This is a genomic window from Acetohalobium arabaticum DSM 5501, from assembly GCF_000144695.1.
Classification (GTDB): domain Bacteria; phylum Bacillota; class Halanaerobiia; order Halobacteroidales; family Acetohalobiaceae; genus Acetohalobium; species Acetohalobium arabaticum.
Map to the genome: position 1 here is coordinate 370,712 of NC_014378.1, position 22,214 is coordinate 392,925.

Here is a 22,214-nt window from a genome sequence, read left to right on the forward strand (position 1 = left end):
TTTATAACCAGGCTAATTATGGAAGATAAAAAAGAGCTATTCTTATTAGATGGAAGCAGTTTATTACATCGCGCCTTTTATGCTCTGCCTGAGAGTTTACAGACTTCAGATGGTGAGTATACCAATGGCGTATTTGGATTTACTAAGATGCTTCTGCGTTTAATTGAGGAAGAAGATCCGGACAGTTTAGCTGTTGCTTTTGATCTGGCCGGTCCTACCTTTCGGCATGAAGAGTATGAAGAGTATAAGGCCAACCGCAAAGAAACGCCGGATAAATTGAAGCCGCAGTTTGGATTAATGAAAGAAGTTTTAGAGGCTTTCAGAATTCCAGTAGTAGAATTAGAAGGATATGAAGCTGATGATATTATAGGGACTCTGGCCCGCCAGGCTGAAGAAGAAGGCTATCAGGTAACGATTGTAACCGGAGATCGAGATGCTCTTCAGTTAGTAACCGAGCAGACTAAAATAAGATATACTAAGCGGGGAATTACTAATATAGTTGATTATGATCTGGAAAAGGTAGAAGAAGAGTATGAATTAGAACCGCGGAAGTTAATCGATAAAAAAGGATTAATGGGGGATAAATCCGATAATATTCCAGGGGTTGACGGTATTGGAAAGAAGACTTCGACTAAGCTCCTCCATCAGTTCGGCAGTTTAGAGGAAGTATTGGATAATATTGATCAAGTATCAGGTAAGAAGAGAAAACAGACCTTAAAAGAACAGGCCGATAGAGCAAGGATGAGTAAGAAGTTAGCCACGATTAAGCTCGATGTACCGATAGAATGTGATTTAGATGAATTTAAGCTAGAAGAGCCTGATCAGGAGAAGTTAATTAATATTCTTAGTAGGTTGGAATTTAATAGTCTGTTGAAGGAATTTGGAGGCCATGAAACTCTTAATCTTACTGGTGGTTTCGAAGTTATTACCGATTTAACAGAGATAGATAGGGTATTGTCTATGCTTGATGAGGTAGAGAGCTTTGGGTTTAAATTCAATTTTGCCAGCACTAAACTGTATCAGCAGAAAGTAGAAGGCTTGACAGTAGCCAGTGATGAAGAAGCTTGCTATATCGATACTTCAGACTTAGATTTAGCTGAATTAATCGATAAACTGCAGCCTTATTTCGAGGATTATGAGCTTAATAAACTGAGTCTGAATACAAAAGAGAACCTAATTTATTTAAAAGAACAGGGAGTAGAAGTTAAAGGCATAAGCTTTGATCCACTACTGGCTGATTATCTTCTTCGTCCGTCGGCTAAAGAGCAGGACTTAGAGAGCATTCTAACTGATCAACTACAGATGGAGCTAGAGAAGACAGAGAGTGAAGCTGAAACCGAAGTACAGCAGGTGCGGATTCTATTTAAATTACAGGATAAATTAACTGATAAGTTAGCCGATAAAGGTTTAATGGAACTCTTTATTGATGTAGAGCTGCCGTTGATTCCTATCCTGGCTCAGATGGAGCTGAATGGAATAGCAGTTGATCAGGATATGATTCAGGAATTATCAAATAAATTGGAGGAAAAGCTGGATTCGCTCCGCAGTCGGGCTTATGAATTAGCAGGAGAAGAATTCAATCTTAACTCTCCTAAGCAGTTAGGAGAGATTCTATTTGAGAAACTGGGGCTGCCGGTAATCAAACGGACTAAGACCGGTTATTCGACCAGTGCTTCAGTACTGGAAAAGCTAGAGGATAAGCATGAGATTGTACCTTTGATTTTAGAATACCGTAAATACCAGAAGTTAAAATCAACCTATGTTGATCCGCTGCCAGATCTAATTAATCCTAAGACGGAGCGGATTCACACTTCCTTTAATCAGTTGGTGACAGCTACTGGGAGGCTCAGCAGCACTGAACCCAATCTCCAGAATATACCGATTCGGACTGAGGAAGGTCGAAGGATTAGAAAGGTATTTGTAGCTGAGGAAAGAAAGGAATTATTGGCTGTTGATTATTCACAGATAGAATTAAGGGTTTTAGCCCATATTTCCCAGGATGAGAACCTGATTGCTGCTTATCGAGAGGGCCAGGATATCCATACCAAAACAGCAGCCGAAGTATTCGGCCTGGAAGCATCTGAAGTTAGCTATCAGCAGCGCCGTCGGGCTAAAGCAATTAATTTTGGAATTGCCTACGGTATAAGTCCCTGGGGATTAGCAAAAGATATTAATGTCAGCAAACAAGAGGCTGAAGATTACATAAATCAGTACTTAAACCGTTATCCTAAGGTCAAAGAGTATATGGACCACCAGATCAAGCAGGCCAAAGAAGAAGGTTATGTAACTACTATTCTGAACCGCCGCCGCTATCTGCCGGAGATTAACAGCAGCAATTATCACCGCCGCAGCTTTGGCGAACGAATGGCCATTAATACTCCGATTCAGGGCAGTGCAGCCGATATTATGAAGCTGGCTATGCTGGAGTCGGCCCGAGTTTTAGATGAACGGGAACTGGATACGAAGATACTACTTCAGGTGCATGATGAATTGATCTTTGAAGTGCCGCCTGAAGAATTAGAAGAAGTCCAGCAGGTAATTAAAGCAGAGATGGAAGATGTAATTGAGTTGGATGTACCGCTTAAAGTAGATCTCAAAGTTGGTTCTAACTGGCGGGATATGAATGAAGTCAAGTAGATTAATTAGGAGGGTAAGTAGATGTTAAGTGAAGAAAGAATTGATAAAGTACTAAAGTCTGCCTTGGATAAAGGCGGAGAATTTGCTGAACTCTTCTTCGAAAAGAAAGAGAGTAATCAGCTCAGTATGGAGAGCAGTAGATTGGAAAAAGTAAAGACAGGATTTGATTTAGGAGTAGGTATCCGCGTGATCAATGGAGATCAGGTTTCCTATGCCTATACGGATGATATTACATTGGATTCACTGTTAAAGACAGCTAAGGCAGCCGGAACAGCCAGCAAGTATAATGAAGATGTAACAATTAATAATTTACAGCAGAAGAATACTGATTCAGTCCATCAGATTGAGGTTAGACCGGAGACAGTAGAGAAGCTGAAGAAGAAAGAAGTACTTAAGACAGCCGATAAATCAGCCCGTAGTGTTGACCAAAGAATTCAACAGGTAATGGTCAGTTATATAGATTATTATCAACAGGTCTTGATTGCTAACTCAACAGGACTTTTAGTTGAGGATGAGCGGGTAAGAACCCGGCTGATGGTTAATGCAATTGCCTCCGATGGTAAGATTATTCAAACAGGCCGCGAGACGCCAGGGAAACATGTCGGATTCGAGTTGTTCGATGAGTATTCGCCAGAAGAAGTAGGAAAGAAGGCTGGCCAGAAGGCAATTACTATGTTAGAAGCTAGACCTGCTCCGTCAGCCAGAATGCCGGTAGTAGTCAATCACGGCTTCGGCGGTGTCTTATTCCATGAAGCCTGCGGCCATGGATTGGAAGCCGATGCTGTTCAGAAAGGATCATCTGTCTACACAGGTCGGATTGGGGAGCAAGTAGCCAATGAGAAAGTAACAGCCATTGATGATGCTACTGTACTCAATGAATGGGGTTCCTTTGTTGTTGATGATGAGGGACATGAGGCTGAAGAGACAGTCTTGATTAAAGATGGTGAATTAACAGATTATATGTATGACTATAAGACAGCCAAAAAGGAAGATAGAGAATCTACCGGCAACGGTCGACGCCAGTCTTACCAATCCCGGCCGATTCCGCGGATGACTAATACCTTTATTGCTCCTGGTGAATCAAAGCCCCAAGAAATAATCAATAGTGTAGATCAAGGGTTGTATGCTAAGAGTTTAAGCGGCGGTCAGGTAGAGCCGGCAACCGGTGACTTTACCTTTACTGTTGCTGAAGGATACTTAATTGAAGATGGTGAAGTCTCCGAACCGGTTCGAAATGCTACTTTAGTCGGGAATGGTCCTGAAAGCCTTCATCGGATTACTATGGTCGGCGATGATTTAGAACATGCGCCAGGCATGTGCGGCAAAGAAGGACAGAGCATACCAGCAGCAGTAGGCCAGCCTACTCTGTTGATCGAGGAATTGACAGTTGGCGGTACAGAAAGGGAGGAAGAATAAGATGGCTTTGGATCTAAAGCAGATAATAGCTCAGGGTGAAGAATTAGGCGTTGATGATATTGAGTTATTTTATGAAGAATCCAGCGAAAATAATATCAAAATCTATGAAGGTGAAGTAGAATCACTGAAATCTGCTAATGCGAAGGGACTGGGAATTAGAGTCTTTATCGATGACAAGATGGGGTTTGCCTATACCTCTAACTTCAGTGCAGAAGAGATAGAAAAGACACTACAGGAAGCTATTGCCAATGCCGAAGTAGCCAGTACTGATGAGTATCGGACTTTACCTGAAACTGTAGAAAAAGTTGAGAAATTGGATCTTTATAGTGATGATTTAGCTGCTGCAGAGTTAGAAGAGAAGATTCAATTAGCACTGGATTTAGAAGCGGCAGCTTTAGAATATGATGAACGCGTTGATTCAGTGGATACAGTAGGTTACGGCGATAATGAGGTTGAGATTAGAATAGTTAATTCCAAAGGATTCAATGAAAGTTATCGCCAGAACCAGTGTTATGCTTATTCTTATGTTATTGCCCGGGAAGGTGAGGATGCCGAAACTGGAATGGCCATTACTTACGGCGATTCCGTAGCCGAATTGACTCCTCAGAAGACAGGAAAAGAAGCTGCTGAGAATGCTGTAGCCCTGTTAGGCGGTCAGCCGGTTGAGTCACAGAAGGCTCCAGTAGTCTTTCCGCCGGAGGTAGGTAGTATGTTTATGTATGTTCTCTCTCAGGCCTTGACTGCCGAAGCAGTTCAGAAGGGTAAGTCAGTCTTTGCCCAGAAGGTAGGGGAAGAAGTAGCAGCCAAGGAAGTCAATATTATAGATAACGGCCTGTTAGAAGAAGGATTGGCCACTGCTCCCTTCGATGGCGAAGGAGTTCCCTCTGCTAAAACAGAGATAATCAAAGATGGTAAACTGAAGACTTTCTTATATGATACCTATACAGCAAATAAAGGTAATGGGGAATCTACGGGCAATGCCAGCCGCGGTTCTTACCGGGGTATTCCGGGAGTTTCGCCCAGTAACTTCTATTTAGCCAATGGAGATAGCTCAGCTGAAGGAGTATTATCATCAGTAGATAACGGATTTTATGTTATGAAGGTATCGGGATTGGTTACTGGTGGTGCCAATCCGATCTCCGGTGACTTCTCTGTCGGTGCTACTGGCAGGTGGATTGAAGATGGTGAATTGACAAAACCGGTACGTGAGATTACCATTGCCGGTAACTTAATTGATTTCCTACAGGATATAGATATGATCGGTGATAATCTAAAGTTCAATCCATTGATCGGCTCCTATGCCACTCCTACTTTTAGAGTTAAAAATTTAGCGATTAGTGGTTCTTAATTTATTTTTAACAATTTTCTCTTTATGTAATATAATAGTATTATGAAAATATGTTAAGAGCAGTAGCCTGTAGAATCATAATCTTCGATTCTACAGGCTGTATTATTTTGGCTTATATGAGGAGTGGTAATGTGGCAGTAAATTCAAGATATGAAGTCAGTCAGAAGATAAGTATTATTACTTTAATAAGTAATCTGGTTCTGGCCGGTGGAAAAATATTGATTGGACTCTGTTTTCATAGTCAGGGTCTATTTGCCGATGGTTTACATTCCGCGTCCGATGTAATTTCGACAGTGATAGTAATGGTGGGAAATACAATTTCCAAAGAGCCGCCTGATGAAGAGCATCCTTACGGTCACGGAAAGGCAGAATCGATTGCAACTAAGCTGCTGGGGATCTTTTTAATTATAGGTGGTCTTGGGATTTTAAAGGAAACTGTTACGTTAATTATTAACGATCGAATTAAGGTTCCAGGTAATTTAGTTCTATGGGCAGCACTGGGCTCCATAATAATGAAGGAGGTAATGTATCAATATACATACCGCATCGGTCAGAAAGTTAATAACCAGGCTTTGGTTGCTGATGCTATTCATCACCGCACCGATGCCTTCTCTTCTGTTGCAGCTTTAGTCGGGGCCGGGGGAGCAAAACTTGGCTATCCCATTCTGGATCCGATTGCTGGTTTAGTAGTAGCTTTATGCATCTTAAAAACAGGAATAGATATCTTTCAGGAGGCAGCTAATGAATTAATGGATGCGGCTCCTGAGCAGGAAGTGTTTGATAAAATTCTGGAGATTATTAATTCAATTGATAATGTAATCGAGGTTAAGAATCTAAAGATCAGAAGCCACGGGCCGGATTATTTTATAGATGTGAAAGTAATTGTTGATAATCAATTATCAGTAATCGAAGGCCATGAGATAGCTGTTCAGGTAAGGGATGAGATTCAGCAGTGGAATGATAATATTCAAGAGGTTCTGGTTCATATTGATCCGGAAGGAGCTAAAGAAGAATATACTCAATAGAAGTGAATTTTTATGACAGGGTAGAGAAAGTATGTTATAATGTGGACAGACACAGAGTTATTCTCCCTTCCATATATTAATTAGTGTAATATATTATGGAGGGAGGAGAATAAGATTGTGCAGATAATTCCAATTTTACTACTGGCTTTAGCTATTAGTTTAGATGGTCTGGCAGTAGGAATTACTTATGGTATGCGCAAAATTAAATTACCTCTTCTATCGTTGATTATTATTAGCTTAACTTCAGCTATTTCAGTTTTGATTTCGATGTTATTTGGCCATTTAATAACTAACTTTTTATCGGTTAAAGTAACTGAAGTTTTAGGTGGAAGTATCTTAATCTTAATTGGGTTATGGATTCTATATCAAGCAGTAAGACAGTTATTAATTGAACAGACAATGAATGCAGATATTTCGGTTAATAATAATTCGATTTCTGACCAGCCTTTATTTGATTTTAAAATCAAATCTTTGGGAATAGTAATTAAGATATTAAAGGAACCTACAAGAGCCGATTTTGATTATTCAGGAACCATTAGTAAACAGGAAGCGGTCTTTTTAGGTTTTGCGTTAGCTTTAGACGGCTTTGGAGCCGGAATAGGGGCTGCTATGACCGGGTTTGCTCCGTTGCTTACAGCTTCTATAGCTGGAGTTGTAATCTTTGGCTGTCTTTTTTTGGGGCTTTATTTGGGAGATAAATATAATTTAAAAGAGGCCGATTCTAGAATTACTCTGCTGCCGGGACTATTATTAATTATATTAGGAGCAGTCAAATTATTTAAATAAAATAATTTTCTATTAAATGTAGTTAAGACTGAATAATATTACATAAAAGGGGCTTATAAAGATGTTGATAGGATTAACTGGAGGAATTGCCAGCGGTAAAAGTACTGTCAGTAATATACTTAAAGATATAGGTATTCCAGTTATTGATGCTGATCTGATTGCTAGGGAAGTGGTTAAGCCGGGCAAGCCGGCCTGGCAGAAAATAGTTAATACATTTGGTAATGAAGTATTATTACCTAATCAACAGCTTGATAGAGAAAAATTAAGCCAGATTATATTTGAGAATTCTAAAGCTAAAGAGAAACTAGATCAGATTACTCATCCGGAGATAATCAGAGAAATTAAAAAGCGGATTGATAGTCTGCAGACCCAGGGAGAAGAGGTGATTGTTGCTGATATTCCTTTATTGATTGAAACAGGGATGGTTGAGTTCTTTGATGAAATTTGGGTAGTATATGTTAGCCGCCAAACTCAGTTAAAAAGATTAATAAATAGAGATGAGATTGATTACCAGACAGCAGTTAATAAGATAGAAGCCCAGATGCCGTTGGAAGAGAAGAAAGAGTATGCTGACCGTTTAATAGTTAATGAAGGAGATAAAGGGGATTTAGAGGATACAATAATATCTATCTGGAGGGAAATCAATGCCGAAAAGAATTGCACTAATTGCCCATGATGAGAAGAAGGATGATTTAATTCAATTTGCCAGGGATTATCAATCAACATTGAGCCGATTTGATTTAATTGCTACCGGTACTACTGGTAAATTAATTAATGAAAGGACTGAACTTGAAGTAACTAGAATGCAGTCTGGACCGTTAGGCGGTGACCAACAGATCGGTGCTGAGGTAGCCCATGACCGCTTGGATGGTATTATTTTTCTGCGTGATCCGCTGACAGCCCAGCCTCATGAACCTGATGTTAGTGCGCTGCTTAGAGTCTGTGATGTGCATGATATTCCCATATCTACTAATTTAGCAACTGCTATTATGGTTGTAACTTATTTAGAAGCTGACTTTGATTAAGGAGTGTTGAAGGTTTGGTTATTGGTCCTAAAGAGTTAAAGATTATATTAATAATTCTTCTCTGTTTAATTATCAGTGCAGTAGTGATTATCAATTTTAAAAATATATTAAAAATCTTTTATCCTCTTTATTATGAAGATTTAATCTTTAAGTATGCAGAGAAGAATAATCTTGATCCTTATTTAGTAGCAGCAGTAATTAGGGTAGAGAGTAAATTTAATTCAGAGGCTACTTCTCGGCAGGGAGCAAGAGGTTTAATGCAGATTATGCCTGAGACTGGTGAATGGATAGCTGATCAGCTAAAAATTGATGATTTTGATACTGATGATCTCTATGATCCTGAGGTTAATATCTCTTTTGGAAGCTGGTACTTGGCCCATTTGAAGAGATTCTTTGATGGTAATCTTACAGTAGTAATTGCTGCCTACAATGGGGGACAGGGTAATGTCAATAAATGGTTAGAACTAAAAGAGTGGACAGGTAAGGAGAAGGATTCTAAGCAGATACCTTTTCCTGAAACTAGAGATTATGTTGAAAAAGTTCTTAATACCTATCAATGGTATCATAAGATCTACCGGCCAGAGACTCGGTAGATCTTTTTTAAAGCGATTATAGTCAGAATAACTTATTTGACTCATAAAAATATTTTATATATAATTAAAATAAAGCTGTTGTAAGTTAATTGACTGATAAAATAAGGTCATATATAATTTGAATAAAAATAATTATCATATGATCAAATAATTTATTTAATCGGAGGGATATAGATGATCAAAGTTGATGCTCGAGGTTTAGACTGTCCTCAGCCAGTAATTAAGACAAAAGATGCTATAAACAAAGGAGAAAAGGTTGAAACATTGGTCGATAATAAAACAGCCTGTAAAAATTTACAGAAGTTAGGCGATAAGATGAATTGTAATGTTGAAGTGATGGAAGTGGATGATGATTTTCAATTAACCTTTATACCGGAAGAAGAACTTGTTACCTCCTCGACTACTTCCGAAGAATTAGATGATACCGGTGATAGTGGAGGGAAGGTTTACTTTATCAGCTCTGATGTAGTAGGAGAAGGAGACCAAGAATTAGGTGAAATCTTAATTAAAGGCTTTACTTATACGTTAACTGAAATAGCTCCTAAACCTAAAGCAATAGTCTTTATGAATGATGGAGTTAAGTTACCTACATTGAATGATGAAGTAATAGATAATCTGAAAATATTAGAGGAAGCAGGGATAGAGATTATATCCTGTGGAACCTGTCTGGATTATTATGGTTTAAAGGATGAATTAGCTGTAGGAGAAGTTTCAAATATGTATACTATTGTTGAAACGTTAAATAATAATCCAGTAGTAACAGTCTAAAATATTATTGATATATTGTTGCAGTTTAGAGTTGATATCTTGCAAACGCTCCAGAAATCAGTCCTAGTCACTCAGCAGTAAATAAATCTTAGTGTTATGATTTAAAGATTCCGTTTTATATGTTAACTATTCTCTCTTGTGGGACTGCTTTAAAGTCGCTTTTTGCAAGATATCAACTAAATTATGCAAAATTATCTAAGGAAGCGTTTAAAATCAGATTAATGAAAATTCTATGCTATAAATAGTCAACATTTCTCTGGAGCGACTCTTAAAACTGACTCGGAACCAGGGATGGTGGAGAGTCAGTTTTGGATAATGAGTGAGACAGGACGTCGAACGAATGGCAAGCGTAAGAGATTTGTTGACTATAATCTGCAATATCATGAAAGAAATTATATTAGTTGTAAATGGAAAGTGACACAATATATCAATAAAGTTGCAATTTGTGGCCCATCAATTAATAATAGAAGGGGTGAATAAAGCAATGAATGATAAAAATACATGTCAGCTAACAGCTGGAGGCGGTTGAGCAGCTAAAATAGGTCCTGAGACCTTATCGCAAGTTTTGCGATCAGTTCCTACTGTTACTAATGAACGGGAATTAGTTGGATTAAGTACTTCTGATGATGCTTCGGTAATTAAGTTAAATGAAAAGCAAGCTTTGATCCAATCACTGGATTTTTTTACTCCAGTAGTCGAGGATCCCTATTTATTTGGTCAGATAGCGGCTGCCAATGCTTTAAGTGATATCTATGCTATGGGCGGTGAGCCGTTGAGTGCCATGAATATTGTTGGTTTTCCTCCTGAACTCGATACTGAGATTTTAGAAAAGATTCTCCAGGGAGGAGCAGATAAAGTAAAAGAAGCAGGGGCAATTTTAGCTGGCGGCCATACTATTGAGGATGAAGAGACTAAATATGGTCTTTCTGCCAGTGGCTTAGTGGCTCCAGCAGATATGGTATCAAATGCGGGAGCTGAGCCGGGAGATAAGCTGGTACTAACTAAACCGCTTGGAATCGGAATTGCTGTGACTGCTATTAACGGAGGTTTAAGTCCTGGAGGTGAAAATAGTCCGGCTATTCAGGAAATGTTAACTCTGAATAAAGATGCAGCCGAAGTTATGCAGAAAATAGGAGTTAATGCTGCTACTGATGTAACAGGTTTTGGTTTATTAGGCCATCTTTGGGAGTTAGTATCGGCCAGTGGAGTACAGGCTGTAGTTAACTTTTCAACCATTCCATTACTGTCTGAAGTAATAGAATGGGCTGAGATGGGCTTAGTACCTGGCGGTGCTTATAGTAATCAGGAGTATATTAATGAACATATAGACTTTACAGCTGGATTTGAAGAAGCGAAGCAGAATGTATTATTTGATCCTCAGACTTCCGGCGGGCTTTTAATTTCGGTTACTGCTGACAAGGCTGATAAATTAGAAATTGCTTTACAGAAGAAAGGAGTAACTTCTGCTATTATTGGGCGGATTGAGTCTGGAGAAGCTGCAATTAAGGTGAAAGAATAAAAGATAATCAACAGCAGGATTCATACGCGCTGTCATTTTAAACCAGAAGAATTGCAACGGTAGATCGAAATTAATATCTGTTAAACAGCAACTATCAATCTTTGGTAGTTGTTGTTTGTTTTTTTGGAGCTTTTGCAAGATATCAACTCTACACTGCAACATTTTATAATTTCTACTCCAACTTGCTTACTTAAGCTATTAAGGTCGGTAAAGAGTTGAAAGAAATATTATTTTTTGACGTATAAAACTAACTTCATTAAGAGATAATATTTATAAGGCTGAAGAAATGATTTACTGGAAATCCAAGTTGGAGGTGGAAGTATGAGTTTAGAAGAAATGACAAAGAAAGAACAGATAATTAATTTTGCTAGGAATGATCCTTTCTTGAAGATCAGTGATATTGCTGAACATGTTCAGACAACTCCTCGTTATGTCAGAACTATTCTTTCCGAGGCTGATATTTCACTAATGAAGTTAAGAGAAAAGTATGCCCGGAATATGGAAGAGCGATTACAGGTAAAGGATGGTAATTCCCAGAAGGCAGAGATTAGATTGACTAATCAACAGGGTGATATGGAGACGGGAAATATTAGATTTAATCAGATTACTGAACAGGAATTTGATGAACTGCAGAAGATTGATTCTGAACAAGAATTATATAAAGTATCACAGAGACAATTGGTAAATGGAGAGCCCTTTGGCCTTCAGGAAGTAATTACATATTTAGACTCAGAAGTGATAGAAGAGAAGAACCAGGATTTAAATTCATTATATGAGTTATTTGGAGAAGATTCACTCAGCAAATTAAAGTTTAAGAATAATGTTATGCAGGTGGAAACGGCTAATCAGTTTTTAGCGAAGTTATTGGATATTGATAGAGATGCTCCAATTATTAAGAGTCAGCGCTTGATTTTAATCGGTAAGATGTCGGTTGCTATTGAAAACTGCTTTTTTGATGCTAATGAGGTTGAATTAGTGGTTCCAGGGGAATTTGTTATTTAATCTGGAAAATCTATTATTTAATGAACGAAAGTAAAGCAGTGCAGACGTTTAATTAAATGTCTGTGCTGCTTTTTTGTATTTTAGGATAAATAGTAAAGAACCCACCCTTATTTATATGGGTGATGAATTTACTACCTATTCTTTGATTCAATATCAAAGAATAGGTTATTTTTTGTTTAAATATTAACTATATGTAATTGTATTAAGCCTTGATATTATTGTTATCCAAGGCATTATATGATATACTATATATAAAAGGTGATAACAATTGAGTAACCAAAATAATCTAATTCATGCTAGAACATGTGTTTATAATGTTGGCTATCATAAGGAGGTGAGCTAATTGAAGTTAGCTAAATATTTTATTCATAAACCTAATCAAATCCAACAAGTTGTATTAGGTTGTTTAGCCTATGCTAGTGCCAGATTATATAATATCGGCAATTATCAACGTAAAAACTGGTCTAAAGATAGTGATGAAGATTATCCTGATTGGTATAAACAAAAAAAGCAATTAAAAGATAACTTTTGGTATAAAAACTTACCCTCCCAGACAGCACAGGAAACACTTAAAATTTTATCTGATAACTGGGATAGTTTTTATCAAAGTATGGAGGATTATCAAGATAATCCTGATAAATATAACGGCAACCCTAATCCACCTAACTATAAATCTAAAGATAGTAAATTTAACTTCCGTTATCTTAATAATGGTTTTAAAATTATTGATGGTAAGTTAAGATTATCTATCCCTAAACAATTAAAAAAGTATTTAAAAGAGGAATACTCTATTACTAACAAATTCTTATGGATAAGAGTGCCTAATGAGCTGTTATCCAGTAATAGAGATATCCTTAACTCAACTACTAGAATTGAGTTTAAACCTTTAAGTGATGATACTTATAAGGTAATCTTAACTTATAAAGTAGATACACCAACTATTAAAGAAGATAACGGTAATTATTTAAGTATTGATCTAGGCATTAATAATTTAATGACCTGTTACAGCAATCAAAATCAGGAGAGCTTTATTATTGATGGCGGACAGTATTTAGCTATTAATCGTTACTTCGACAAACAGATTAAACATTATCAATCTATTTTGAATGGTCAAGGTAAAAAGACTTCTAAACGTATCCAACAATTATATAAGAAACGACGCAAGCAGCTGTTTCATTTAATCCATAGTGCTACTAAAAAAGTAGTTAATTACTGTATTGAAAATAATATATCTAGAGTAATCGTTGGTAATATAAAAAATATTCGTGATGATGCTGATCTAGGTAAACAGACTAATCAAAAACTACATAAACTACCTTTTGATATTATCTATCACCAACTAGAGTATAAACTTCATTTACAAGGGATTACCTTAATTAAGAAGAGTGAGAAATATACCAGCCAATGCAGCCCTTACAGTAAAAAAGTAACTAAGAAATATGGTAATAAATCTAATCGTATTAAGCGAGGTTTATATGTAGATGAAGATAACAATCAAGCTTTTAATGCCGATAGTGTGGGTGCATTTAATATCTTACGCAAATATTTACAGCAGCGACGTAAAGGTAAAGATATTACTCTGCAGGTTAAAGGCTTATCAAATCCAGTTATATTTAACTGGAATAATCATCAATTTGCAGCTTAAAAGTACCTCTAAGTCCAATATTAACTGGATAGGAGTATTGGCGTTGGACACGCCGATTGGGTAACTTGCTTGATATTACGGGTAACTCCCATAAAAGCAGGCGACCATGAAGCTCGGTATTTCAATGCCGAGTAGTTCACAAGCGAATGACAAGCGAAATATATGTTGATACTATTCTTTGCCTAATAAAAATTACTAATATATTATCGTTTTATATAAGTATTTACTTATATAAAAAACAAATTACAGACTGGATAAGCTTTTACATTGTTTAAATAATTAATTACTTATACATGCTATAATTAATTACAATATAAGGAAAAGAAGGGATTAAGGTTCTACTGTGGAAATATTATAATACAAGCTATAAAAAAATACTATAAAAAATAAATTTAAATATTAAATATGGAGGATTGATCGGAAAGATCACATAGGCTCTAACCCTATGCAGCCGGGTGTAACTCCCGGATCCTCCGCCACTAATAATAATATGATTAAATTCATAATATTATGAATTTAAAAGTTTTAATTATATTTTTGCTGGAAAAGACTATAAAATAAAAACTATAGAGGAGGGATAATAAAATAAGATAGCTTTTAAATGGGATTAACAGAAAGAGTTTAAAGCGTAATGAACTAAAATTTTTAACAGAAAGGGTGAGATATATGACCATCAGAAATTCACGATCTTATTATCCCAACAAAACTGGTTTTAGTGTTGATATGTTTACTGATGAAGAGTTAGAAGAGATTCATTTAGCTACACTAGAAATGTTATGGGATAATGGAATGCATGTTACAAATGAAGAAGCACTGGATATCTTTGCTGATGCTGGAGCTAAGGTTAATCGTAGCGAAGGGAAAGTTAGAATTCCTCCTTATATGGTAGAGGATGCTATTAAGTCCGCTCCACCTCAAATTTTAATGGCTGGACGTGACCCAGAAAATGATGTGGTAATTGGAGGTAGTCGAGTCAACTTTACGACCTTTGGAGCTGGAGTTAAGATAGAAGACTTAGAAACAGGAGGATTAAGAGATACTCTTAAACAGGATGTAGCAGACACTGCTTTAGTAGCAGATTATCTTGATCAGATTGATATTTATTCTCATGCAGTAACAGGGGGGGACTCTCCTGATGCAAATATTGATCTGCATGATGCTGAGGCCTTCTTGAATAATACTACTAAGCATTGTCATCATATTGATTTAACTTGTGGTGAAAATGCGAAAAAGTATTTTGAAATGGGTGCCGCTATTATGGGCGGTATGGATGAATTAAGAGAGAGACCTATTATTTCTGGTTTGGTCTGTCCACAGAGTCCTCTTGAATTGCATGGAGATGCTGCTCAGATTATTATTGAACATGCACGGGCTGGTATTCCGGTTAATGTATTATCCATGGCTATGTCGGGAGCTACTTGTCCAGTATCTGTAGCAGGGACTTTGGTAGACCATAATGCCGAGGTGCTAACAGGAGTTATCCTAACTCAGCTAGTCAATAAAGGAGCACCAGTAATTTACGGTAGTTCTACCACGACTTTTGATTTACAGCATTCTACTGCGCCTGTAGGTGCTCCAGAACTAGGGATGTGTAATGCAGGAGTAGCTAAGTTGGCTCGTTATTACAACTTACCTAGTTATACTGCAGGTGGCTAGGCGGACAGCAAGTTATGTGACGTACAATCCGGATATGAAAAGACTATGACTTATATGCTGCCAGCTATGGCAGGTGCTAACGTGCTTTACGGCTCAGGAATGATAGAGTTAGGAGTAACCTTCAGCTATACTCAGCTTATGATCGATAATGAGATAGCTAGAATGGTAAGAAGAGTAATCAATGGTGTAGAAGTTAACGATGAAACTCTTGCTACTGATATAATGAAGGAGGTTGGCTGTGGAGGAAACTTCCTTACTCAGCAGCATACATTAGACCTTATGGACCAGGAACAGTCTAGATCTGATCTCTTCGATAGAAAGATGAGAGAAGGTTGGGAGAATGACGGTTCTCAAGGTGCTGCTGAAAAAGCTACTGAAAGAGCAAAAACAATTCTTAATGACCATACTCCTGAGCCGTTAGATCAAGAGGTTCAAGATAAATTAAGTGAAATCGTAGAAAGTGTTAAGTAAGACCGCGTTAGCAGATAGATAAACTTATATACATGTTAATTGAGGGAGATGCAGAGTCATTTCCCTTGATTAACATCCCTATATTTAAAATTTAAGTAAGTTATTCTATCCGGAAAGAAAGTTTGATTGGTTACCAATTATATTAAGGAGGTTTATAAAGATGAGTCAATTTGACGATATTGCAGAAGCTGTAATTGATGGAGATGAGGAAAGAGTAGAAGAATTAACACAGAATCTGGTTGATGAAGGTGAAGAGCCTAGTGAGATTATTAAGGAAGGATTAGTTGCCGGTATGGATGTAGTGGGGGATAGATTTAAAGCAGAAGAGATGTTTGTTCCGCAGGTATTGATTGCGGCAGAAGCTATGGCGAAAGGAATGGATATAGTAAAGCCTCTTTTAGCTGATGATGATACTAGTTCTGAAGGGCTTGTACTAATGGCTACAGTAGAGGATGACTTACATGATATAGGTAAGAACTTAGCTTCTATGTTACTGGAAGGTTCTGGGTTTAATGTAATAGATTTAGGAACCGATATTCCGCCAGAAGAATTTGTAGAAGGAGTAAAAGAGCATGAACCTGATATTGTAGGAATGTCTTCTTTATTAACTACTACAATGCCTAATATGGAGAGTACAATTGAAGCATTAGAGGAAGCCGGAATCAGAGATGAAGTTAAAATAATGGTAGGAGGCGCTCCAGTAAGTCAGGAGTTTGCTGATGAAATAGGAGCAGACGCATATGCTCCTGATGGAAGTACTGCTTCTGATTTGGCTAAAGAAATTATTGATTAATAGATATAGAGGAGGAAATTTCCTCCTCTATATTTAATTAAGGCTAATGAGGGGGCGGAGAAGATGGCTCAGTATACTTTTAGAAAAAAGCAGGATTTATTTTCTTTATTAAAAGAGATGAAACTGTGGCCTTCTCGTTCGGGACTTTTACATGGGATTAAATCGATAGATACTTTAGGCAATTATGCACGCCTTACTTTATATTGTGGTCAAGAGATTACAGTAAAGAATTCTAAAAACAGTCGGGCAGCTCGCTGGCTGCGTAATACAATGATGATTGAACCCTGTACAGAATGTGAAGTGCCTGATTGGAAGATAGAGAAATATTCTAATACTACTTTTAAATAAATTCAAGAGGGATGGAGGCCTGGATAATGAAATTTACTCAAGCTCAACAGCAGAGGATAATTGAACTGGATGCTGAAGGTAAATATAAAGGATATATTAAGGATAAGGAATTTGATTCTTCTAAAGAACGAGAGGATGACTTTCAGAAAATAGAGGATGATTTAGTTAATAAGAATAAAAAAAGACTAGAAGAGTTACAAGGCCGTCATCAGCAGCCGGTATTAAGGAGAATGGAGTTTCGGTTAGTTGAATTACTCAAAGAGTCTGGATTTATGGAAGTAGTTACTCCTATAAAGTTAGCCAAAGGCCATTTAGAGAAGATGGGAATTGATGAAGAACATTCCCTCTGGAAACAGGTATACTGGCTTGAGGAAGATAACTACTGTCTGCGTCCGATGTTGGCTCCTAATTTATATTATTTGCTGGGTTATTTTGAAAATTCATTATCTAAGCCTATTAAAATATTTGAAGTAGGTCCCTGTTTTCGCAGAGAATCCCGAGGAAGTAAACATCTTTCCGAGTTTACAATGATGAATCTAGTAGAATTAGGACCTAAGGGAGATCCCACTGAGAGATTGAAATCATTAATTGCAGAATTAATGGATTATCTAGAACTTGAATATGAGTTAGAGGAAGAGGAATCGGTGGTTTATGGTAAAACTATCGATGTAGTAGTAAACGGTATAGAAGTTGGTTCTGGGGCTGTAGGTCCCCATTTGTTGGATGAAGCCTGGAATATCAGTGATTCCTGGGTAGGAGTTGGTTTCGGTTTAGAGAGATTGATAATCTGTAAAGAAGAATTTGAAAGCATCAAACGGGTTGGCCGGAGTCTTATCTATCAGGATGGAGTAAGGTTGAATATTTAAAAATAAGGGTGGGAATAATGAAAGAAAATAATTTAGATTTACAGGTGATACTGGATAAAGCTAAAAGCGGTAGGGAACTTAAATTTGAAGAAATATATAAAATTCTAACTTTAAAAGATAAAGAGTCCCTAGAGCAGGTATTTAAAGCAGCTAGAGAGATTCGAAGAAATTATTTTGGAAATAAAATATTTTTATATGGGTTTGTCTACTTTTCTACTTATTGTAGAAATGAGTGTACCTTCTGTTATTATCGAAAGTCAAATAATAAGAGCCCTCGCTATAGAAAAACTCCGGATGAAATTCTTCAGATTGCAGAATCTTTGATGAATTCCGGAGTTCATTTAATTGATTTAACTATGGGAGAAGATCCAGCTATATATACTGAAAATAATTTTGGAAGTTTAAAAGAAATAGCCAGCCAAATTAAAGATCAAACCAATCTGCCAGTGATGGTATCTCCAGGAGTTTTACCGGAAGATGAGGTATTAGAGTTGGAAGATTGTGGAGCTGACTGGTATGCCTGTTATCAGGAAACTCATAATAGAGATCTGTTTACTGAATTAAGAGTAAACCAAAGTTATGATCGGAGAATGGAAACAAAGATGTTGGCGAAGAATAATGGATTATTAATTGAAGATGGAATTCTGCTAGGAGTAGGAGAGGAGATCGAAGACCGTGTTAATTCAATTTTGACGATGAAGGAGTTAGGGGTACATCAGGGCAGAGTAATGAGTTTTGTAGCTCAGGAAGGTACTCCTATGGCTGATTCTAATACTCCACCTCGAAGAGAAGAACTGTTGGTAATTGCTGCTTTAAGGTTAGTTTTACAGGATAGATTAATTCCTGCTTCTTTAGATGTAGATGGAATTGAGGGTTTAGAGGATAGATTGAATGCTGGAGCCAATGTTGTAACATCTTTAATTCCTCCTAGTTCTGGTTTAGCCGGTGTTTCTAATTCAACGCTGGATATTGATGAAGGCCATCGAACCGTAAATGGAGTACAGAAGGTGATTGAAGAGTTAGATTTGAAAATTGCTGCTCCAGAGTTGTATAAAGAATGGGTTGAGACTAAAAAGATGAATTTGAATCATTTAGACAGAGATGTGATTGTCTGCAGAGGATAGTATGGAGGAGATAGGAATGAATATTATTTTGGGCATAGATGCTGGAGGTACTTATACGGATTCTGTTCTCTATGATAGAGGAAATCAAGAATTAATTGATAAGAATAAGGCACTTACTACTTATTATAATTTAACTGAAGGAATTAATAATACTATTACTGGATTAAAAGAAGAATGGTTTGATACAGTAGAGTTAGTAACTTTATCTACAACTCTGGCTACTAATGCTATTGTAGAGGGGAGGGGTGGAAGAGTAGGACTACTTCTGTTGGGATATGACCAGCAGCTTATGGAGCAGTTTACATTGGATGAAGAGATTCCTGGTAAAAAAAGAGAGATTATTAAGGGCAGATTTAACACTAGAGGAGAAAAAATTGAAAGTTTAGATGAAGAGGAAATAGAAAAGATAATCAAAAAGTGGCAGGGAAGTATAGATGCAGTGGCCATTTCTGGATATATGAGTCCCCGCAATCCAGCCCATGAATTAAAGGCTAAAGGGATACTGGCTGAAATGACAGACCTGCCAGTAGTCTGCGGCCATGAATTAACTAATAAATTAAATTCTATTCAACGGGCAACTACAGTAGCCTTAAATGCCAGCTTGATTCCTATGATCAAAGAATTGAATCAAAAAGTAAAAGAGGTTCTGCAGGTTAATGGAATTGAAGCACCAGTGATGATGGTGAAAGGAGACGGTTCATTAGTAAGCAGCCAGGCAGTTATAGATAAGCCTATAGAGACTGTATTATCGGGACCAGCAGCCAGTACAATTGGTGCTAAGCATCTGGGGGAGGTAAATGAAGGAGTAATTGTAGATATTGGTGGTACTACTACTGATATTTCTGTAATTAAGGATGGTTATCCTGATTTAAATTCCGATGGAGCAGTAGTAGGCGGCTGGTTAAGTAGTATAGAAGCAATTAAATTTAAAACTATCGGCTTAGGTGGAGACAGCAGAATCTATTTTAATCAGGATGGAGAATTAAAGATTGGTCCTAAAAGGGTAATTCCTTATTCGGCAGCTGCTGTAGAGCATAGGGAAGTTTTAACTGATTTACATAGAATGAGCGAAGAAAAAGTAAGCGGAGCAAGAAGAGAATTTTTGACTTTAAATAGAGCTGGGGTAGATATCGAATTCAATAAGCAGGAAGAGCAGATAATAAATGTATTAGAAACTGGTCCTAAATCAATAGCTCAGATAGTAGAAAGCATTGGTCTGGTTAGCCATAGAATTTTAGATTTAGAGCGGCTAGAAAGACTTGGAGTGATTAAAAGAATTGGTCTGACTCCAACGGATGTCTTACATGTGTTAGGGGAGTATACTATCTGGGAGGAGGAAGCAGCAGAATTAGGACTTGAATTACTGATGAAGAGAATGAAAAGTGATAAGTTGACTTTAGCAGAGAAGTTAAAAGAAAGAGTAATCAATAAAGAAGCTAAAGAGATTATTGCTTATTTGATCAGCCAGGATTATGAAGATTATAATCAGAACAGATGTGGATTATGTGAAAGATTAATAGAGTCCTGTTTAACTGAAGAAACCAAGAATTTTTTATTGGATTTTAAGTCCCAGTTACCAATTGTAGCCTTGGGAGCTCCAGCCGAAGCTTATATGTCTAATTTGGATGATTATTTGGAGACAGATATTATAGTGCCTGAAAATTATGAAGTAGCCAATGCTGTTGGTACTGCTGTAGGTAGAATCCTGATTAAACAAGAAGTGGAGATTAAGGTGAGAGGAAATGATTATATTGTTCATGCGCCAGGCAGAAAGAAAGAATTTATTGATTTAGAGGAAGCAGTTGAGTGGGCTAAACAGAAAGGAAAGAAAGCAGCTGTTAAAGAAGCTAAGACTGCTGGAGCTAAAAGTATTGAAGTAGAAATAGAGGTAGAAAGAAGAAAAGCAGATATTAGTGCTCAAGGATCTAAAATGTTATTAGGTATTGGAGTAAAGATTATTGTTACCGGATTACCATTTTAGATTAAATATTGATCTAAAGTATATAGGGGGCGAATTAAGTGCGAAGAATTGCTATAATAGGTGGGGGATTACAGGGAATTGAAGTTACTTATCTGGCACAGAAGGCCGGATATAAAGTGCTGTTAATCGATAAAAGAAGGGATGTTCCGGCCTTTAATTTGGCAGATGAGACTATAATCTGTGATATAATGAAAGAAAAGGAGAAGTTTAAGGAGAGTTTAGATGGTGTAGATTTAATTCTGCCTACTACCGAGAATAATGCAGCTTTACAGACATTAAAGAGTATGGATTCTAAGATAGACATTCCTATTGTATTTGACTGGGCTGCCTATCAGATTACTAATTCTAAAGAGAAATCAAAGAAATTATTCAGTGAATATGATATTCCTCAGGCTGATTTATGGCCTAAAGCAGACTTTCCTTTGATCATTAAACCTAGCTCTGCTAGCGGTAGTCAAGAGGTGCATAGGGCAGAAAATAAGCAGGAATTGGATGAAGTATTAACTAATCTGAAAGCAGCAGAAAGTGATCTAATTATCGAAGAATATCTTCCAGGACCTTCCTATTCTATCGAGGTAATTGGCTATCAGGATCAGATATTGCCTTTGGTAACTACTTATTTAGATTTTGATGTTGATTATGACTGTAGACAGGTGATTTCCACTGATAATTTAGAATTCATTGATACAGAACTAAGGGAGAGATTAAATGAATTAAGCAGTAAGATTGCTAAAAAGATCGGGCTCAATGGGATTATGGATCTGGAAGTGATCAGAGGCGAGAATGATATAAAGGTATTAGAAATCGATGCCCGCTTTCCCAGCCAGACTCCGATTACAGTCTTCTGGGCTACTGGTTTAAATATGGTGGAACTGTTGGTTAAGCTCTATTTAGAGGAAGGAATAGAGCCTGAATCCAAAGATTCATTCTCGGAGAATAAATCAGTCATTTATGAACATATTAAGATGCAGAATGAAGTTTTAGAGGTCTGTGGAGAACATATTATTTCTCGAAGTACAGATTTAAGGCTGGAGAGGGACTTCTTTGGAGCTGTTGAAGCGATAACCAATTATGGTTTTAGAAAGCAAGAATGGGTAGCTACTTTAATTTTTACTGCCGATTCTTTGGTAGAAGCATTTAAACAGAGAGATCGAACTTTAAATAAAATTAGTGAAATAAATTCGTTATCTAAAACTAAAGTAAAGAGGTGA

The 22,214-nt window shown here is 37.1% G+C and carries 18 protein-coding genes and 1 pseudogene; all 19 read left to right on the forward strand.

Translation table 11 applies throughout. The features are described 5' to 3' along the window. The first annotated feature begins 18 nt into the window (after positions 1-18). The 19 genes and pseudogenes from polA (at position 19) to pylC (ending at position 22,214) form a co-directional block, all read left to right on the forward strand. Positions 19-2,637, forward strand: a complete 2,619-nt coding sequence (polA, locus tag acear_RS01850; RefSeq protein ID WP_013277333.1) for a DNA polymerase I — start codon at positions 19-21, stop codon at positions 2,635-2,637. 21 nt (positions 2,638-2,658) lie between these two features. Beyond that, the gene (locus tag acear_RS01855; protein WP_013277334.1) at positions 2,659-4,053 is read left to right on the forward strand and encodes a TldD/PmbA family protein; all 1,395 of its coding nucleotides are present in this window, start codon (positions 2,659-2,661) and stop codon (positions 4,051-4,053) included. Position 4,054: 1 nt separating this feature from the next. Further along, positions 4,055-5,401 (forward strand): TldD/PmbA family protein, encoded by a 1,347-nt coding sequence (locus tag acear_RS01860; protein ID WP_013277335.1) that lies wholly within the window; start codon positions 4,055-4,057, stop codon positions 5,399-5,401. A 131-nt stretch (positions 5,402-5,532) separates the two neighbouring features. Further along, positions 5,533-6,426, forward strand: a complete 894-nt coding sequence (locus tag acear_RS01865; protein ID WP_013277336.1) for a cation diffusion facilitator family transporter — start codon at positions 5,533-5,535, stop codon at positions 6,424-6,426. Between the two features lie 117 nt (positions 6,427-6,543). Next, positions 6,544-7,212, forward strand: a complete 669-nt coding sequence (ytaF, locus tag acear_RS01870; protein WP_013277337.1) for a sporulation membrane protein YtaF — start codon at positions 6,544-6,546, stop codon at positions 7,210-7,212. A 61-nt stretch (positions 7,213-7,273) separates the two neighbouring features. Further along, the gene (coaE, locus tag acear_RS01875) at positions 7,274-7,888 is read left to right on the forward strand and encodes a dephospho-CoA kinase (protein ID WP_013277338.1); all 615 of its coding nucleotides are present in this window, start codon (positions 7,274-7,276) and stop codon (positions 7,886-7,888) included. After that, positions 7,857-8,237: a methylglyoxal synthase gene (mgsA, locus tag acear_RS01880; RefSeq protein ID WP_013277339.1), complete on the forward strand. Its 381-nt coding sequence runs from the start codon at positions 7,857-7,859 to the stop codon at positions 8,235-8,237. The genes coaE and mgsA overlap by 32 nt, the downstream gene beginning before the upstream one ends. 14 nt (positions 8,238-8,251) lie before the next feature. Next, on the forward strand, positions 8,252-8,830 hold the full coding sequence (locus acear_RS01885; RefSeq protein ID WP_013277340.1) for a lytic transglycosylase domain-containing protein: 579 nt from the start codon (positions 8,252-8,254) through the stop codon (positions 8,828-8,830). 174 nt (positions 8,831-9,004) lie between these two features. Further along, positions 9,005-9,598, forward strand: coding sequence for a sulfurtransferase-like selenium metabolism protein YedF (gene yedF / locus acear_RS01890; RefSeq protein ID WP_013277341.1), 594 nt, complete (start codon positions 9,005-9,007; stop codon positions 9,596-9,598). Between the two features lie 538 nt (positions 9,599-10,136). Continuing rightward, positions 10,137-11,117: a selenide, water dikinase SelD gene (selD, locus tag acear_RS01895; protein WP_041667220.1), complete on the forward strand. Its 981-nt coding sequence runs from the start codon at positions 10,137-10,139 to the stop codon at positions 11,115-11,117. Between the two features lie 321 nt (positions 11,118-11,438). Next, positions 11,439-12,119 (forward strand): UTRA domain-containing protein, encoded by a 681-nt coding sequence (locus tag acear_RS01900; protein WP_013277343.1) that lies wholly within the window; start codon positions 11,439-11,441, stop codon positions 12,117-12,119. Between the two features lie 343 nt (positions 12,120-12,462). Further along, positions 12,463-13,764, forward strand: a complete 1,302-nt coding sequence (locus acear_RS01905) for an RNA-guided endonuclease InsQ/TnpB family protein (protein ID WP_013277344.1) — start codon at positions 12,463-12,465, stop codon at positions 13,762-13,764. Positions 13,765-14,430: 666 nt separating this feature from the next. Then, positions 14,431-15,891: pseudogene (gene mttB / locus acear_RS12765) on the forward strand ([trimethylamine--corrinoid protein] Co-methyltransferase). Positions 15,892-16,051: 160 nt separating this feature from the next. Further along, the gene (locus tag acear_RS01920) at positions 16,052-16,684 is read left to right on the forward strand and encodes a corrinoid protein (protein ID WP_013277347.1); all 633 of its coding nucleotides are present in this window, start codon (positions 16,052-16,054) and stop codon (positions 16,682-16,684) included. A 63-nt stretch (positions 16,685-16,747) separates the two neighbouring features. Next, positions 16,748-17,032, forward strand: coding sequence for a pyrrolysine--tRNA(Pyl) ligase small subunit (pylSn, locus tag acear_RS01925; protein ID WP_013277348.1), 285 nt, complete (start codon positions 16,748-16,750; stop codon positions 17,030-17,032). A gap of 26 nt (positions 17,033-17,058) precedes the next feature. After that, positions 17,059-17,898, forward strand: a complete 840-nt coding sequence (gene pylSc / locus acear_RS01930) for a pyrrolysine--tRNA(Pyl) ligase large subunit (RefSeq protein ID WP_013277349.1) — start codon at positions 17,059-17,061, stop codon at positions 17,896-17,898. A gap of 17 nt (positions 17,899-17,915) precedes the next feature. Further along, entirely contained in the window at positions 17,916-19,022 is a 1,107-nt protein-coding gene (gene pylB / locus acear_RS01935) for a methylornithine synthase PylB (protein WP_013277350.1), read from the forward strand. Positions 19,023-19,038: 16 nt separating this feature from the next. Then, complete coding sequence (locus acear_RS01940; RefSeq protein ID WP_013277351.1) at positions 19,039-21,003, forward strand: hydantoinase/oxoprolinase N-terminal domain-containing protein; 1,965 nt, start codon at positions 19,039-19,041, stop codon at positions 21,001-21,003. A gap of 38 nt (positions 21,004-21,041) precedes the next feature. After that, positions 21,042-22,214, forward strand: a complete 1,173-nt coding sequence (gene pylC, locus acear_RS01945; RefSeq protein WP_013277352.1) for a 3-methylornithine--L-lysine ligase PylC — start codon at positions 21,042-21,044, stop codon at positions 22,212-22,214.

Coding starts and splice junctions, on each gene's coding strand:
- polA (WP_013277333.1), top strand. CDS start 19: ATGGAAGATAAAAAAGAGCTATTCTTATTAGATGGAAGCAGTTTATTA.
- acear_RS01855 (WP_013277334.1), top strand. CDS start 2,659: ATGTTAAGTGAAGAAAGAATTGATAAAGTACTAAAGTCTGCCTTGGAT.
- acear_RS01860 (WP_013277335.1), top strand. CDS start 4,055: ATGGCTTTGGATCTAAAGCAGATAATAGCTCAGGGTGAAGAATTAGGC.
- coaE (WP_013277338.1), top strand. CDS start 7,274: ATGTTGATAGGATTAACTGGAGGAATTGCCAGCGGTAAAAGTACTGTC.
- mgsA (WP_013277339.1), top strand. CDS start 7,857: ATGCCGAAAAGAATTGCACTAATTGCCCATGATGAGAAGAAGGATGAT.
- yedF (WP_013277341.1), top strand. CDS start 9,005: ATGATCAAAGTTGATGCTCGAGGTTTAGACTGTCCTCAGCCAGTAATT.
- acear_RS01900 (WP_013277343.1), top strand. CDS start 11,439: ATGAGTTTAGAAGAAATGACAAAGAAAGAACAGATAATTAATTTTGCT.
- acear_RS01920 (WP_013277347.1), top strand. CDS start 16,052: ATGAGTCAATTTGACGATATTGCAGAAGCTGTAATTGATGGAGATGAG.
- pylSn (WP_013277348.1), top strand. CDS start 16,748: ATGGCTCAGTATACTTTTAGAAAAAAGCAGGATTTATTTTCTTTATTA.
- pylSc (WP_013277349.1), top strand. CDS start 17,059: ATGAAATTTACTCAAGCTCAACAGCAGAGGATAATTGAACTGGATGCT.
- pylB (WP_013277350.1), top strand. CDS start 17,916: ATGAAAGAAAATAATTTAGATTTACAGGTGATACTGGATAAAGCTAAA.
- acear_RS01940 (WP_013277351.1), top strand. CDS start 19,039: ATGAATATTATTTTGGGCATAGATGCTGGAGGTACTTATACGGATTCT.